Annotated in this window: 13 protein-coding genes; 1 reads left to right on the top strand and 12 read right to left on the bottom strand. The window is 59.2% G+C overall.

Going from position 1 to position 15,825, the window contains the following annotated elements; genetic code table 11:
* Positions 1-87 precede the first annotated feature (87 nt).
* From GVN17_RS25100 to GVN17_RS25145, 10 genes are all read right to left on the bottom strand, one after another.
* Positions 88-1,341, bottom strand: a complete 1,254-nt coding sequence (locus GVN17_RS25100) for a glycosyltransferase family 4 protein (protein ID WP_166597977.1) — start codon at positions 1,339-1,341, stop codon at positions 88-90.
* A complete protein-coding gene (locus tag GVN17_RS25105) occupies positions 1,338-2,339 on the bottom strand; it encodes a glycosyltransferase (RefSeq protein ID WP_166597978.1) in 1,002 nt (333 codons plus the stop codon). The genes GVN17_RS25100 and GVN17_RS25105 overlap by 4 nt, the downstream gene beginning before the upstream one ends.
* A 218-nt stretch (positions 2,340-2,557) precedes the next feature.
* Positions 2,558-3,085, bottom strand: coding sequence for a transcription/translation regulatory transformer protein RfaH (gene rfaH, locus GVN17_RS25110; RefSeq protein ID WP_166597979.1), 528 nt, complete (start codon positions 3,083-3,085; stop codon positions 2,558-2,560).
* Positions 3,086-3,091: 6 nt separating this feature from the next.
* Positions 3,092-3,892: a WbqC family protein gene (locus tag GVN17_RS25115; RefSeq protein WP_166597980.1), complete on the bottom strand. Its 801-nt coding sequence runs from the start codon at positions 3,890-3,892 to the stop codon at positions 3,092-3,094.
* A gap of 69 nt (positions 3,893-3,961) precedes the next feature.
* On the bottom strand, positions 3,962-6,175 hold the full coding sequence (locus tag GVN17_RS25120; RefSeq protein WP_166597981.1) for a polysaccharide biosynthesis tyrosine autokinase: 2,214 nt from the start codon (positions 6,173-6,175) through the stop codon (positions 3,962-3,964).
* Complete coding sequence (locus GVN17_RS25125; protein WP_166597982.1) at positions 6,176-6,625, bottom strand: low molecular weight protein-tyrosine-phosphatase; 450 nt, start codon at positions 6,623-6,625, stop codon at positions 6,176-6,178. It abuts the gene before it with no gap.
* Complete coding sequence (locus tag GVN17_RS25130; RefSeq protein ID WP_166597983.1) at positions 6,615-7,544, bottom strand: glycosyltransferase; 930 nt, start codon at positions 7,542-7,544, stop codon at positions 6,615-6,617. The genes GVN17_RS25125 and GVN17_RS25130 overlap by 11 nt, the downstream gene beginning before the upstream one ends.
* A gap of 27 nt (positions 7,545-7,571) precedes the next feature.
* The gene (locus GVN17_RS25135; RefSeq protein WP_166597984.1) at positions 7,572-9,086 is read right to left on the bottom strand and encodes a lipopolysaccharide biosynthesis protein; all 1,515 of its coding nucleotides are present in this window, start codon (positions 9,084-9,086) and stop codon (positions 7,572-7,574) included.
* Between the two features lie 41 nt (positions 9,087-9,127).
* The gene (locus GVN17_RS25140) at positions 9,128-10,249 is read right to left on the bottom strand and encodes a DegT/DnrJ/EryC1/StrS aminotransferase family protein (RefSeq protein ID WP_166597985.1); all 1,122 of its coding nucleotides are present in this window, start codon (positions 10,247-10,249) and stop codon (positions 9,128-9,130) included.
* An 86-nt stretch (positions 10,250-10,335) separates the two neighbouring features.
* Complete coding sequence (locus tag GVN17_RS25145) at positions 10,336-11,121, bottom strand: hypothetical protein (protein WP_178115762.1); 786 nt, start codon at positions 11,119-11,121, stop codon at positions 10,336-10,338.
* Between the two features lie 917 nt (positions 11,122-12,038).
* Here GVN17_RS25145 and GVN17_RS25150 point away from each other — a divergent pair.
* On the top strand, positions 12,039-13,847 hold the full coding sequence (locus GVN17_RS25150) for an aminopeptidase P family protein (RefSeq protein ID WP_166597986.1): 1,809 nt from the start codon (positions 12,039-12,041) through the stop codon (positions 13,845-13,847).
* A gap of 86 nt (positions 13,848-13,933) precedes the next feature.
* Here GVN17_RS25150 and GVN17_RS25155 read toward each other — a convergent pair whose 3' ends face one another.
* Together GVN17_RS25155 and rhtA are read right to left on the bottom strand one after the other, a co-directional pair.
* On the bottom strand, positions 13,934-14,224 hold the full coding sequence (locus GVN17_RS25155; RefSeq protein WP_166597987.1) for a hypothetical protein: 291 nt from the start codon (positions 14,222-14,224) through the stop codon (positions 13,934-13,936).
* 178 nt (positions 14,225-14,402) lie between these two features.
* Positions 14,403-15,287, bottom strand: coding sequence for a threonine/homoserine exporter RhtA (rhtA, locus tag GVN17_RS25160; RefSeq protein WP_166597988.1), 885 nt, complete (start codon positions 15,285-15,287; stop codon positions 14,403-14,405).
* Between the last annotated feature and the right edge of the window lie 538 nt (positions 15,288-15,825).

Genomic DNA, 15,825 nt, shown 5'->3' on the forward strand with positions numbered 1-15,825 from the left:
GTTTGTCTCAATGAAGAGGCACGGTCCGGAGCGCTTGCTCAGGTAGGTCTCGGGCCGTCGGCGGGTGGAGTCGCGTGACTACGGTTTTCAAACAGGGTGCGGCAATCCAGTCGGGTCTCGCTGTGCAATGTTGTCCAGCAAAGTCTGGGCGAAGATGCTTTCGTAACTGTCCAGCATCAGCTCCAGGTCCAGCAGCGACGCCACGCTGACCCGCGCCTCGTTGCTCAAGCGGGCCAACAGATCAGGCTGCTGATGCAGCCGGAGCATCGCGTGGCCCAGTGAGTCCGGATCGCTCGGGCTGCACAGCAAACCGTTGAGCGGGTCCTGAATGATTTCCGGCAAGCCACCCATGCGGCTGGCGATCACCGGCACCGAGTGGGCGCAGGCCTCGACGGCGACCATGCCGAACGGCTCGTTCCACAACGAGGGCACCACGGCCACGTCGATCTGGCTGTAGAACGCTTCGGGCTTTTGATACCCGACGAAACTGATGTTCGGCGACGTCGCCAGCGCCTTGAAGGCGGCTTCGTCGCTGGCCTGTCCACGTCCGGCGATCTGCAGCGTCGCGTCGAACGGCAGGCGCTGAAACTGCTCGATGAGCCAGCGTACGCCTTTCTGCTCGGACAGGGTGCCCATGTATCCGAAACGCAGCGGGGCTTTTCGCATCACCGGGTCAAGCTGGCGTTGCCGGCTCAATCCGTTGCGTACGGCAGCATAAGGACTGGCGTTGTGCACCACGTAACCTTTGGCCTCGTTGAAGTAACCGCGCTTCTGCAACTTGTCGAGGATGAACTGGCTGACCCCGACCACCGTCGAGACCTGTGCCGAGCGGGCGTCGTGGCCTTTGCGAAACGACTGACAACTGCTGCATTGCTGCTGACAGCACTGGCCGCGCTTGAACATGTTGCTGCTCGGGCACATCAGGTACATGTCGTGCAGCACCTGAACGATGGGCAACCGGGCGGCGGTGATTTCATCCCAGACCGAGACCGACCAGCCTGCGAGGTTGTGGCAGACGACCAAATGGGGTTGCTCGACGCTGATCACGTCCTTTACATAGCGACGCATGGCGCCGTTGTAACGGTCTCGCAGGTGCCAGCCCAATCGCGCCAGACGCCCCGGACGCTGTGCGCCGAAGTGCCAGTAGAAATTGTGCAGACCGGCGCGGTAAACCTTCACGCCATTGACCGTCTCGGTCGCCAGCCCCGTGTCGGGACCGGTCACCAGCACGCTGACCTGGCAGCCGCGTTGTTGCAGGCCTTCGACGGTGCGTTGAAGAATGACCTCCGCGCCGCCACCGATGTGGGGTGAGTACAGGCTGCTGATGAACAGTATTTTCATAGTGGATACGACTGATTCAGACCCAGTACGCCGGACTCACCGTCACGGATGGCTTTTTCAATCAGGCTCAGGCGCTCTTCGGCGCCCCGGCGCTTGGCGATCAACCGCAACAACCGGAAAAACGCCCAGCGGTTGAGGCTGTACAGCAGCGACGAGTTGGCCCAGACGTTCTTGTCGAACCAGGCCTGGTTGCGCGCGCCGTAGTAGGCCCGCAAGTCGGAGCCGCCCAGCAGGAAGCTCTCGTAGATGTTGTTGGTGCGCGCCTTGATGTTCCAGGAGCTTTCCAGGTCATCGAGCACCGCGTCCGGCACCAGGAAAATCCGTCCGCCACCTGCCGTGATGCGCCAGGTGTATTCGCTGTCGTCGGCGTAAAGCATCAACGCGTCCAGCGGCAGGCCGATCTTGCGATACAGGTTGCGGTGGGCGAGCAGGCCGCCGTAGGTCGCGAACGGCAGCTCCACCATTTGCAGCTTGCCTTGAGCCCCTTGCGGTGCGCCCCACGGCAGGCGGCGCCAGATTTTGTAAGGCAGCTGCGCGATGTGGAAACCGAAGAAGCTCGACCGGCGCTGGATCGCGAAACGTTTCGGCACACCGGCGGCGATGTCTGCTTGGTGGGTCGGACGAAAACCCAGCACGGCGGCTTTTTCTTCACCGTCGATGAGTTTGCGTTCTTCGAGCACCTGATGCAGCGTCGCGATGGCGTTGATCGTCGGCGCGTTGTCGTCGTCCATCAGCCAGATGTGTTCGGCGCCGGCATCCAGCGCGGCCTGAATGCCCACCGAGTAACCACGGGCCGAGCCGGTGTTCTCGTGCATGTAGATCACGCTGACCTGATCCGGCCAGGTACGACGCAGGGTGTCCAGTGGCGAGGTCGACGCGTTGCTGACAATGATCACGCGGTCGATCAACGGGCTTTCCAGCGAACGGCTGACAAGTGTGTGCAGGTAATTGAAACGGTCACCATAGGTGAGCGTCACCAGCGTCGTTTTGGAGGTCATGGTGAGTTCCGGGCAAAGAGGATCGAGAGCGCCGGGCGAAATGCTCAGCACTCATAAACGAAGTCGGGGGTGTTGCCGAGCACAGGGCTGACTGCTGTGGGAGCGAATTCATTCGCGATGCGGTTTCATATCCGACAGATCAGCATCGGATGTACCGCCCTCTCGCGAATGAATTCGCTCCCACAGAGGTTTGCGTGCCTACAAAGGGTTGCGGGTTTTCAGCTGACCCGCACTTCCATCCGCGACAGGCTGCTGACCGGCAAGGTCACTTTCTGTTCGCGGTGCAGCAGGTTGAGCAGGATCACCGCACGCTCATCGCCATCGGCCGTGAGGAAGATCGCTTCCACATCGTTGAAGCCCTCGGCGGTGATGCGCACGGCTTCGCCCTGTTGAAACGCCACTTTCGGCAGCGGCACCAGCAGGCGTTCGCGGATCTGCTCGATCAGTTCGTCCTTGACCGGAATCGGCATCCCGCCAAAGGTCACGATACGGGCCACGCCACGGGTCGAGCGGATCGGATACCAGTTGTCATTCGTCTGGTCCATGCGAATGAACAGATAGCCCGGGAACAGCTCTTCTTCGGTGGGGCCGCGAGAGCCGCGTTTTTTCTCGCCATGCTTGACCGGTCGGTAGCACTCGAAATGCTGGCGCTGCAAATGTTCCTGCGCCCGGCCTTCCTGGCGGGGTTTGGTCTGAATCAGGTACCAGCGGGCGGGGTTGCTGGAAGGGCTATCGGCTTGAGACATCGTTCTTCACTCCACTGCAATCCGGTTCGTCGGGGTTGAAACACGCTCAGGGTGTGGCGTCGGCCTGGCCAGCAGTCCGGGATCGGCGGCGGGCGGGTGCTTGTCCAGCTGGTATTGAGTCAGCATGTGTTGGACCTGCTCGACGCAGTTGAACATCAGTACATCGATGATGGATAAATTCGCGACGAAAGGTTGACCAAACTGTGGGTATTCCACCGTGCCCATCCGGAAAAACCGCACCAGCAGGCGGTTTCTCGCGAAGTGGTCACGGTCGTACACCACCGATCCCCCTTCGGGCGTGATGAACGTCGTCGCTTCAAACGTGTGGGCAATGCGGATGATGCGTTCCTGCTTGTCCGCCGGGCTGCCCAGAATCAGGTCCGAACTGCGCATGATCGGCGTGACGATGTGCAAGTAGGCGCACATTTCACGCAGCGCATTTTCGGCGTAGAGCGCGATGTTCTGTTGAGGAAAGCGGATCAGGCGCTCGATCAGCGGCATGACCTGGGCGAAGTAGGGCGCGTGCTCGTAGCTTTCGGTGATCAGACGAATCAGCCGCTCGGCTTCTTCGCTGAAACCGTCGCACAACTGGCGCTGATTGATCTGCAACAAAAAGCGGTCTTTCTTCAACGGAAAGCTGATCAGGCGGGCTTCGTCGCCGTGAAGAATGCGGTTGCGGTTGACCCAGCCCGAACGCACATAGTGCAGATCGTCTCCCAGGACGAAAACGTCTGCCGCGGCGATGAGCTGAAAGTAACCCAGATAGGGAAAGAGATAAGGTTGCATCACTGCAATGGTCCTGGCCATGAACGTCTCCTTTACTGCACTTCTACTGCTGGGTGCCCCGCCCGCGTGGGTGCGGCGGGGCGTCATGGGTTATTTACGAACGGTCGTGTAGTCGTAGCCGTACGCGGCGCAGTCGTAGTCGGCGGTGGACGCCTTGCGCAGCACGCCGTTGAAAATCGCCCCTTTGATCACGATGCCGTTGTGCATCAGGCGACGTTTGCACGCCTCGATTTCCTTGGCAGTGCTCAAGCCGAACCGGGTGACCAGCAGACAGGTGCCCGATTGGCGCCCCACCAGCGTGGCGTCGGTGACGGCCAGGATCGGCGGGGTGTCGACGATCACCAGGTCATACAGCGGCGACAGGTCGGTGATCAGCTTGTTGAAGTTGTCATGCATCAACAGCTCCGACGGGTTGGGCGCCGCGAAACCACAGGAAATGAAGTCCAGGTTGCGCACTTCGGTGTGGTTGATCACTTCCTTGCTTTTCAGCCGCGCGGCCAGGGTGTCGGACAAGCCATGCTTGGGCGTCAGGTTGAACAGCTTGTGCAGGTAGCCTTTGCGCATGTCGGCGTCGATCAGCAGCACGCGTTTGCCGGTCTGGGCAATGATCACCGCCAGGTTGCTGGAGACGAACGATTTGCCCACGCCCGGCGTCGGGCTGGAAATCATCAGCACGTTGTTGCGCGCTTCGAGCATGGCGAAATGCAGGCTGGTGCGCAGGCTGCGCAGCGACTCGATCGCCAGTTCCGTTGGCGCGCTGACGCTGAGCAGGCGGGGCTCCTTGCCGCCTGAACGGCTGCCCGCTTTGTCCATGCGCTCCTGCTGTCGCGAAAACGGTAGCGACGCGTAGACCGGCATGCCCAGGTTTTCGATCACGTCGGGGTTATCCACGCCGCGATAGAACGCCTGACGCACAAACACGGTGGCAACCGCCAGCAGCAGACCGACGAGGGCGGCGACCAGCACGATGATTTTGCGCATTGGCTTGACCGGCTCTTCGACGTTGGCGTCGGCGTTGTCGATCACCCGGACGTTGCCGATGCTGCCAGCGCGCAGAATGTCCTGCTCCTGGCTCTTGTCCAGCAACAGGGTGTACGTCTGCGAAGTGACCTGCATGTCGCGGGTCAGGCGCAGCAATTCCTGTTGCGTGGCAGGCAAGGTTTCGATTTTCTTCAGCAGCGCCGCTTTCTGCGCTTCAACCTGGCTGATCTGGGTCATCAGACCGCGATAGGTCGGGTGCTCCGGCGTGTACAACCGCTCGACATCGACCCGCTTCATCTTCAGGTCAGACAACGTGCCTTCCAGCTTGACCACTTGGTCGAGGACCGATTTGGTCTCCACGCTCAGGTCCACCGACTTGGCGCTGGTCTGGAAATTGTTCAAGGCAATTTCCGACTGCTCCAACTGTTTGCGAACCGCTGGCAACTGCGAGCGCAGGAATTCAAGGCGCTGGGCGGCTTCGGCTGAACTGCGTTCCACGTTTTGGCGCACGTACAGGCGGCTGACTTCATTGAGGATGCGCTTGGCCAAGGCGGGATCGGGGTCCTGAATCGTCAGGTACACGATGCCGGAGTCTTTGCCCGCTTCAATGATTTTCAGGCGGTCCTGATAATCCAGTGCGGCGGTCAGGGTGCGTTGACGGATCACCGTGAACTCGGTGCCCGGACGCCCTGCGAGCGCGGCGACCTGAATCTTCAGGCCACTGCCTTCAACGCTCTGACCGACCGGGCCGCTGAGCAGCTTGTTGTGGTCTTCGTCGTACAGGCTGAAGGTTTCAGGCTTGTCGATGACCATCGTCATTTTCTCGCCGAGCAGCGCGTCAGGCACTTCCAGCTGGAAGATGTCGATCTTCTCGCCGCCCCACGCGTAGCTGTCGAGGCCGAACATCGACGAGGCGATTTCGCCTTCGTGATCAGGCTTGAAGTGACGGGCCATGTAACCGCCGATGCCCGGCACGTATTTCGGCTTCTGAATAATGTTGAGCTTGAGGTCTTCCACGACCTTGCCCAGCACCGCGCGGGATTTGATCAGTTCGATTTCGGTGGTCGCCTGGGACACCGACAGCGGCTTGGCGTTGATCTCCGTGCGGCCCTCGATGCCGATTTTCTTCGGCTCGATCTGGATCATCGCGTTGGCCTGAAAGATCGGCGTGGCGAGGACGGCGTAGGTGAGTCCAATCAGGACGCAGACACCGACAATCGATGCAATCATTCCTTTGTGATCGAAAAGTGTGCGCAAGATAGTCGCCAAATCGATCCGGGAGTCCTGGACCTCGTCCAGGGAAGTACGGTTCATAGCGGTCATTTATCTTGGATCTCCTGACTGAAGATAAGGAAGCCAGTCGTCGACGCAACGCGAAAGCTGCTCGTAGGTCTGTTCAAAGGCTAGTTTCGGGCGCCGGTAGGGGTCGGCTATTTCCAGTGCGTGTTGCCATTTGCCAATCAGAAACGTCTTGCCGCGTACCTCGGGGGCCAGCTTGAGCACGCTTTGCATCTGGCGGTTTTCCATCAGCAGGATCAGGTCCGCGTCGTAAAGCATTTGCCGGTCGATCTGACGACTGCGATGCCGGTGAGCCTCGACGCCGTTGACCTGCAACACGGCCTTGGCCAGTGGGTCCATGGTGGAACTGAGCATGGCGTGGGTGCCGGCCGACGAGATCACGACGCCTGTGCGTACGCGTTGTCGGAGCATCGCCTCGGCCATGGGGCTGCGACAGATGTTGCCGACGCAGACCACCAGAACGTTACTGAACATGACCTTTGCTGAACGTCGTCATCAGTCTCTTGCCGATGTTAGTGCTGAAATTGCGCCCCACTTGCAGCAGGGTCTGGACCTTGCGCTGAGGCGTGATCGCGGACAGTGAGTAACCGATCAGCTCCATCAGGAAGTGCTCGTAAAGCTCGTCGTTGCCCAGGCGGTTGTAGTAGTTGGCCAGTGCGCCGGACGTTTGCAACGCCATGTGCAATTTGCGTTTGTTCGAGCGCATGGAGAACACACCACCCGGATGCAGGCGATACATGGCGGGCTTGATGTCGGCCATGAATTTGCCCTTGCCGTACGCCCCGAGCAGCGACCACCACACCAGATCGTTCAGCGGCGCGCCGACCAGTTCCTTGGGCAGCGAGTCGAAGACGTTGCGAAACACCGTGGTCAGCGTCGAAATGGGCCGGGCCTTTTGCAACTCCAGCGCCGTGGCGTCGCCCCGCAACTCGCCTTGCAGCTGAATTGGGTACTGGCCGTTGGTGTCGAAGGGAATGGCGTCGTGGTAGGTCAGCACGTAATCGGGGTGGTTTTCGAGGAACTCCACCTGGATCTGCAGTTTGCGCGGGTCGGTCCAGTAATCGTCGCCTTCGCAGAAAGCGATGTAGCGGCCCCGTGCCTGGCCAAACAGGCGCGGCACTGACGAGTTGCCTTGTGAGTACTGGTTCGTCTCGTGATAGAAGGGCCGGATCAGCGTCGGGTAACGTTCGACGTATTCGGCAATGATGCGGGCGGTGCCATCCGTGGAGGCGTCGTCGTTCACCAGAATTTCGAATTCGAACGACGTTTCCTGCATCAGAAAGCCTTCCAGCGTCTGAGCGACGTAGGCTTGCTGGTTGTAGGCTGGACAGACAATGCTGACCAGGGGTGCGGCGGACGGCGAGACGCTCGTCTTTTTGCTAATAGCATCCATGGCTGTGGCTCTCGGTTTAAAGCCTCGTTAGAGACTGGGCTTGCTGAACAGGACGGAAATCTTCGTCACCAGTGGCTTGTAGCTGGCGGCTACCACCATCAGCGTGATCAGGCCGCTGACGGCCAGACCCAAGAACGTGTTGAAGCGATTGTCATCGGCGATCAGTCGCAGCACCGGCTCGCTGATCGCCAGGCCCACGGCCGTCATCACGCTGATGCGCAAGATGTCGCGCAACCAGAAGCCGTGAATGCCCGGCGCGAGGCGTTGATGCACGATCATCGGCCAGATGGCGAACGACACCACGCGCAGAACGAACCAGGCGAGGGCGGCGCCCAAGGCTCCGTAAAAGTGAATCGCCAGCACCATCACTGGCACCGTGATCAGCGCAGAAATGACGCTGTACCAGACGTGCAATCGCATCTGCCCATAGGCGTATTGCAGGTAGAACTGAAACGCACTGACGGCCATGATCGCGCTGCCCAGCGAGTACCAAGGCAGAATCGAGCGGCTCCAGTCGGCGGCCAGTCGATCGCCCGACCAGGCGTACACCATCTCGTGAGCATGCAAGGCGATCAGCGCGGCCAGTGGAAACAGAAACGTGCAGACGAAGCGGTTGGCGGCCAGAAACAAAGCGTGCATGTCATCGCGACGTCCCTCGGCCATCAACACCGTCAGACGCGGCAGCAGCGTCTGCGCCAGGGGGTTGCTCAACATCATGATCCCGGTGGTAATCAGCGCCACCAGCGAGAAGTAACCGTACTCGTTGAGCGGCAGCATCTCGGACAGCAGCACCTTGTCGATCTGGGTCAGCACGATCCACAACACCGCAGTGCCCGACATGCTGGCGGCGAACGGGATGATCGGTTTGACCAACTGCCAGTCGAATCCGGTCAACAACGACGGCTTCGGCATCTGCTGATACGCGCGGGCGGCAAAGATCAGGGTTTCGACCAGCCCCACCAGCACCTGAAACTCGAAGAACGTCACCGGGTCGCTGGTGATCGTACTCACCAGAAACAGCCCGCCGAAGTAGCGCAGGGTGGCGATGATCACGTTGGCGATGTTCAGCCATGCGTGTTGTTCGAGGCCCTGAATCCCGCTTTTATAGAGTGTCGAAAACAGCCGCAGGGCGATCACGATACCCATCAGGCTGATGCACTCGACCAGCGTCTGGGTCGACAGCTCCTTGGCGTTGAGCCAGTGCACGGCGATCCAGTCACTCCCGGCCATCATCGCCACACAACACAGGCCGGCCAACGGCACGAAGATCAGTTCGAACGACCGCAGCAGGCGGCCGGAGTGATAGTCCTGCACCGTCGCCCCTTGCTGATGCGCAACGGCGCGCACCAGGCTGGGCGACAACCCCGCGTCCAGCAATTGCAGCCAGGCCTGCAACACCGAGAAGAAACCGATCAGGCCATATGCCTCGGCGCCCATGTGGCCGAGGTAGAACGGCATGATCAGGATTCCCACCAGCAGCGTGTAGGCCTGGCCTGCATAGCTCAACGCAGTGTTGCGTATGACTGAGCGTTTGGTTTGCATGGAATGTCCCTTTCTTGCCTGAACGTGACGTGACACCGGCTTCAGATGGCGCTCGCCAGGTTCGGGGCCTGGTAGGACGCATGACCCAGGCTGCATTCGGCAATCACGGTGGCAATCACCCGTTCCTGATCTTCCACTTGCAGGCCCGGGAAGATCGGCAGGCAGAGCACGCGGTCACTCAAGGCGCGCGACGCAGTTTGTGCCGCCTGCGGTTGCAGGTATTCAAGGGTGTCCAGCGAGGGGTAGAAATACCGGCGCGGGTTGATGCCATTGGTGTTCAAGGCACTGCGTACGCGCAACAACTGCTGCTCGTCGCTCAGGGCGATCGGGTAGTAACTGTTGTTGAGCTCGCTGTTGTCTTCCGGTTTCTGGAGGTCGACGTAATCGCCCAGGCGGGTGGTGTAGCGGTGGGCAATTTCAGCGCGTTGCTGAAGAATGTTCTCGATGTCGTCGAGAATGCACAGGCCCATTGCCGCTGAAAATTCGTTGAGCTTGGCGTTGATGCCGATGCCGTCGATCTTGTCGACTTCAACGATGCCGAAGTTGCACAGCAAGTGAACGCGACGAGCCAGCTCATCGTCGTTGGTGATGATCGCGCCGCCTTCAATGGTGTGAAACAGCTTGGTGGCATGAAAGCTCAAGGTGCTGATGTCGCCCCAGTTGAGCACCGACTGACCGGCGTGGCGCACGGCGAAGGCATGGGCGCCGTCGTACACGACTTTCAGATTGCGCCGACGGGCGATTTCTTCGATGCGTTCCACCGCGCAGGGGTTGCCGAACACGTGGGTGCCGACGATCGCGGTGGTGTCCGAGACGATGCGGCTTTCGATGTGCTCAGGGGAGATGTTCCAGGTCTGCGCATCAATGTCCGCGAAGATCGGGCGAATGCCTTCCCATTGCAACGAACTGCTGGTGGCCACGAAGCTGAAGGGCGTGGTCACTGCGCTGCCGCTCAGGCCGAGTGCGCGGTAGGCGACTTGCAGGGCGAGGGTGCCGTTGTTAGTCAGGATGACGTGCCTGACGCCGAGGTATTCCTTCAGGCGCTCTTCCAGTTGGCACACCAGCGGACCGTGGTTGGTCAACCAGCCACGCGCATAGATGCCTTCGACGTAAGTTTTGAACTTGTCGATATCGCCCAGGTAAGTCTTGGTTACGTTGATCATCGAAATCTCCATTTCTGACGCAAATCTTTCAGGGCTTTTAGGCAGCCGTGCTTTCAAGGCGGGTTGCACACCGTGTGCGGTCCGGTTTAGCTCTGTGTGGAAGCGGGAGGCTGACTACCGGCTTTGTTACTCATCCGTCTCGCTCGACCCTGGTTGATCCGCAGAATCAGCCGGGTCGCCAGACTGCCTGTGTGGGGGTCACCAAAGTGGAACAGCGCCGTGGCGCGCTTCACATCGGCACCGCAGGGCTGATTGGCGTGCAGCGTGCGGTAGCCCCAGAAGAAATAAACATTGCCGGGTTCCAGGCGCAGGACATAAGGCTTGAGCCAGTTGCGCTGCATGCCTTTGACGATCCAGCCACGGGTAACCTTGTTCTGCAGCAACGCTTTCTCGATCACGTTGAACAGCACCCAACCACGCACCCGTCGAATGTTCGGGAAGAGCATCAGATCACCGCGCTCCTCGCCCTCTGTGGGGATGAACACCGGAATCAGCGCTGTCACCAGACTTGCGTCGTAGTGAAAGGCATTGGATTCGCGCTTGCCCTGATTGCCCTGTACGCAACGCAGCACCGGAAAGATCCGATCGCTGCGGGCATCGTGCCGGGCGGCATGTCGGTAGAGGCCTCCCAGCAGCGACTTGAAGCGCGGGTCGGTCCAGTAGCTCGACAGCAGGCTTTCGCCCAGCATCGCTTCACCGTGATAGGCGAAGTATTCACCCTGGTGTTTGCGCGCTTGTTCGTCGGTCCAGGCGCGCAGCTGTTGAAGGTCTGCGTCGGACACCGCGCCGCCGAGCTTTGCAAAGCCGTGGGTATCGATTTCGTCAGCCAGGCGCTGGGCCAGCTGCTCATCCATGTCGAAAGATAAGGGCATTGCATCGCGTCCTCTAAATAAGGAAAGGGGACACAACAGGTTGCGATTGAGGCTTCAGGCACGCTACCGCCCGAATCTGCAGATCCTGCTGTTCTACTCACTGTTTGTTCACGCTGTCTTTTCAAAAGAGCCCTGGGAAAAGCGTTGGGCAAAGCTACCGCCCAACCGAGCACTTTCAGTTCTTTTGAAAATTTTCTTTCGGCCAACACATGCCCACCGGCGCAAGGGACACACCGTTTGTGTTCATTAACTTCGTAGGCAGATACAGCATGATGAAGTCCAAAATGTCTTCTGCGCACAGCTCTGTGGCTGCGCTGCTAAAACAGGAAAACATTGGACAGGCATATATATCGACGGGCGCAGACTTTCTGTCAAATTATTTCGCCAACATTCTGTAAAATTTTTGATAACCCGTCGTTTTGATTGTGTAACTTATTGATTTATATACAAGTCAAAAAAATAGCGTTGCTCTATCACGGTGCGCTGACGCTTTTGAAGCATTGAGAAGACAACTCCAAAGCAGGTGGGAAACCCGGCAAAAGACAGTTTTCCACCGCCAGAAGTCAGGCGCAGGGTGTAGTTATCGGTTTTATGGCGCGGGTTAATTGAACGTCTTAGTGCGCTCGTTTGTGATCAAAACAGGAACTGAGCAACTAACGAAGTGATGAAAGTTTGGCGCCGTTTTATCCAACTTTGCCCGGTCTGTTAGTGTTGGATCAGTTCGAAATTAATAACGCAATCTTTGAAACTTTCTGAAAGGTCTAATGTCATGCCGTTCTAACTGCTTGAGGCATAACGCGTTCCGACTGACCGTTGCCGTCATCTCGTGATACCTGGCCTGCGGTTGCTCCCCGCCGATACGTCCTCCATTATCTGTCAGGTGCGACGCAAACAATTTCGGGTCAGCAGGAGATTCAATGAACACGCAGTCGAAAACCAGTGGAGTGGTGGCGCAACGCTTGGCGCAGGCACGCGCCCTCATGAGTCGTGAAGGCATCGACGCCTGGCTGGTGCCGTCGGCCGATCCTCATCTGTCGGAATACCTGCCGGGGTATTGGCAAGGCCGGCAATGGCTGTCGGGCTTCCATGGGTCGGTCGGCACGCTGATCGTCACCCCTGATTTCGCGGGCGTGTGGGCCGACAGCCGCTACTGGGAGCAGGCCACTAAAGAATTGGCGGGCAGCGGGATCGAACTGGTCAAGTTGCAACCCGGCCAGCCGGGGCCGCTGGAATGGCTGGCGGAGCAGGCCAAGACTGATTCCGTAGTCGCGGTTGATGGTGCTGTCCTGGCGGTCGCGTCCTCACGCACGCTGGCCAGCAACCTTTATGCCCGTGGTGCCCGACTGCGCACCGACCTCGATCCGCTGACCGAGCTGTGGGAAGGCCGCCCCGTGCTGCCGACCCAGGCTATTTATGAGCACGTCGCGCCTCAGGCCACGCAATCCCGCCCGGAAAAACTGACCCGGCTGCGCAAGGTGATCGCCGAGCGCGGCGCCGACTGGCATTTTCTCGCGACGCTGGACGACATCGCCTGGCTGTTTAACTTGCGCGGCGAAGACGTTTCCTACAATCCAGTGTTCATTTCCTTCGCATTGATCGGCCCTGACAGTGTCAGCTTGTTCGTGGCTCCCGAGAAAGTGAACCCGGCGCTGCGCAAAACCCTCGAAAACGAAGGCATCACGCTGCGCGAATACACCGCCATTGGCGCCGCGTTGCGTGCCGTGCCGAAAGAGGCGAGGCTGCTGGTTGACCCGGCGCGGGTGACCTGTGGCCTGCTCGACTATCTGGACAGCGAAGTCACGTTGGTCGAAGGCCTCAACCCGAGCACCCTGTTTAAATCACAAAAAAGCGAGGCGGACGCCCAGCACATTCGTCAGGCCATGGAACAGGATGGCGCCGCGCTGTGCGAATTCTTCGCTTGGCTGGACTCGGCGCTGGGCAATGAGCGTGTCACCGAGCTGACCATCGACGAAAAACTCAGCGCGGCTCGCGCGAAGCGTCCGGACTACATCTCTCAAAGCTTCGCGACCATTGCGGGCTTCAACGGTAACGGCGCGATGCCGCATTACCGCGCCACGGAAGAGGAACACTCCGTCATCGAAGGCGACGGGCTGTTGCTGATCGATTCCGGGGGCCAGTATCTGGGTGGCACCACCGACATCACCCGTATGGTGCCTGTCGGAACGCCGACCGCCGATCAAAAGCGTGATTGCACGCGGGTATTGAAGGGGGTGATCGCACTGTCCCGCGCCCACTTTCCGCGCGGCATTCTCTCGCCCCTGCTGGATGCGATCGCTCGGGCGCCGATCTGGGCCGAGGGCGTCAACTATGGTCACGGCACCGGGCACGGCGTCGGCTACTTCCTCAACGTGCATGAAGGCCCGCAGGTGATCGCCTACCAGGCACCGGCCACGCCGCAAACCGCGATGCAGCCGGGGATGATCACCTCCATCGAGCCGGGGACTTATCGTCCGGGTCAGTGGGGCGTGCGGATCGAGAACCTGGTCATCAACCAGGAAGCGGGCAAGACCGAGTTTGGCGAATTCCTGAAATTCGAAACCCTGACCTTGTGCCCGATCGATACGCGCTGCCTGGAGGTGAGTCTGCTGACGGAAGAAGAACGTGAGTGGTTGAATGGCTACCACGCGGACGTCAAGCGCCGCTTGAGCCCATTGCTCGACGGCCTGGCGCTGGCATGGCTGGAATTGCGCACCGCCGCCGTCTGATCAGGTCGAGCTCCATAGGGACGGAAGCTACAGGACGAATTCGATGCCTGCGCCTGGAAGGGCAGGCAAACGAATGGGGAAGGGCTTCAGGGCTGAGTCGGCTTCTTGCACACGATGATCATGCTGCGGCTGGTATAGCCAGCCGGATTGAGTCCCAATGGGAAATCTCCCGGGTCCTCGGTCGCGTCGCCTGATTTGGCAATGACCCGGTATTGCCGGGATTCACAGGAGTCGGTCGCCATCTTGTAGCACTGATCCCACGAAGACGAGAGACCGGAGCAATTGATGTGCAGGCCCCGCTTGCTCTTCACTGGCTTGGAGGTGGCGGCGCATCCGGCGACGCTCACAATGGCCAGCATTATTAAAATGTACTTCATTCATTTCCTTACCTGACCGGCCACAACCGCTCAGTCCCTAGCTTGAATTCGCTCGCTTGCCTGAAGCCAACAGCCATGCCCATCCAAATGAAGCTCCGCAATGGAGGGGCTTGGACGTAAACATGGCGCAACAGCGTTACAAATACCAGTGACATCGTGTAACTGAGCCCAAAAAGCGTCAGTCGGCTGGCACCAAGGCCACAGGCTCGGGGCGCGTGGTCAGTGTCGCACCGACCGAGGCGACGATGATCGCACTGATGGCCAGCCACTGGGTCAGGGTCAGGCTCTCATGCAGAAACAGCAATCCGGACAGTGCGCCCACGGCAGGTTCCATGCTCATCAACGTGCCGAATGTGCGAACGGGCATTCGGGTGAGGGCGATCATCTCCAGGCTGTAAGGCAGTGCCGTCGAAAGGATGGCGACGCCAAGAGCGATCGGGATCAGAGCAGGGTCAAGCAAAGCGCTGCCCGCATGCGCTACCCCAATCGGGGCAATGAAGATGGCGGCAATGACCACGCCGAGCGCAGCTGTTTGCACGCCATGATCCGCACCGGCCTTCTGCCCGAACAGAATGTAGCCCGCCCAGCAAACGCCTGCGCCCAACGCATAAAGAGCGCCGGCCAGATCCAGGCCATTTGCCTGCCCCATGGGAATGAGTAAGGCGAGGCCTGTCACCGCCAGTACGATCCAGATGAAGTCCGTGACTTTGCGTGAGTGCAGCAAAGCGACCGCCAGTGGCCCGGTGAACTCCAGCGCAACGCCGATCCCCAGAGGAATCGTGCGGATAGCCATATAGAAGAGGAAATTCATGCCGCCCAGTGCGATGCCATATATAAGCACCGTGCGCAGGGAGCTGGAGGTGAATGTCGTGCGCCATGGGCGCAGGATCAGCGTCATCAGGATGCTCGCGAACACCAGGCGCAAGGTCGTAGTGCCTTGAGCGCCGATGGCTGGGAACAATGACTTGGCGAGCGAGGCGCCGGTCTGCACCGACATCATGGCAATCAGCAGCATGCCGACCGGGAGAAGAACGGCTGTCAGGCGGGTGGGGTTTGCGTTCATTGCGTTATTAAGATCCGAAAGGCTGGACGTGCATATAGAAGAGGGACGTCATGATGCTCAAGAATCTGGCTCTGAGCAATATAGTGCTCATTTTTATCGTCTGGGACGATTTTTGAAAGTATTCGGAATAAGTGCTTGACGCCCCTCCGGATGTGTCTATAATTCGCCCCACTTCCGGCGCAGTCGGAACCGAAAACTCCTTGAAGATCAAAGAGTTACAGGTTCAGGATAGCGAGGAAATGCTTCGGTTCTGGTGTTCGAATCGACAGCGGTGAAAAAGGTGGTTGACAGCAAGTTGTAACGCTGTAGAATTCGCCTCCCGCTGACATGAGACGCCAAGTCGAACGAAGCGCAAGTGGTTGAAGTTGATAAGGAAACTTTGAAAACTTCAGAAAATAACCGCTTGACAGATTGAGACGCTGCTGTAGAATGCGCGCCTCGGTTGAGACGAAAAGCTCTTAACCAACCGCTCTTTAACAATTGAATCAAGCAATTCGTGTGGGTGCTTGTGCTGTAAGACTGAAGTCAACTGATTATC

It is taken from the genome of Pseudomonas sp. SLFW (assembly GCF_009905615.1).
Classification (GTDB): Bacteria; Pseudomonadota; Gammaproteobacteria; order Pseudomonadales; family Pseudomonadaceae; genus Aquipseudomonas; species Aquipseudomonas bambusae.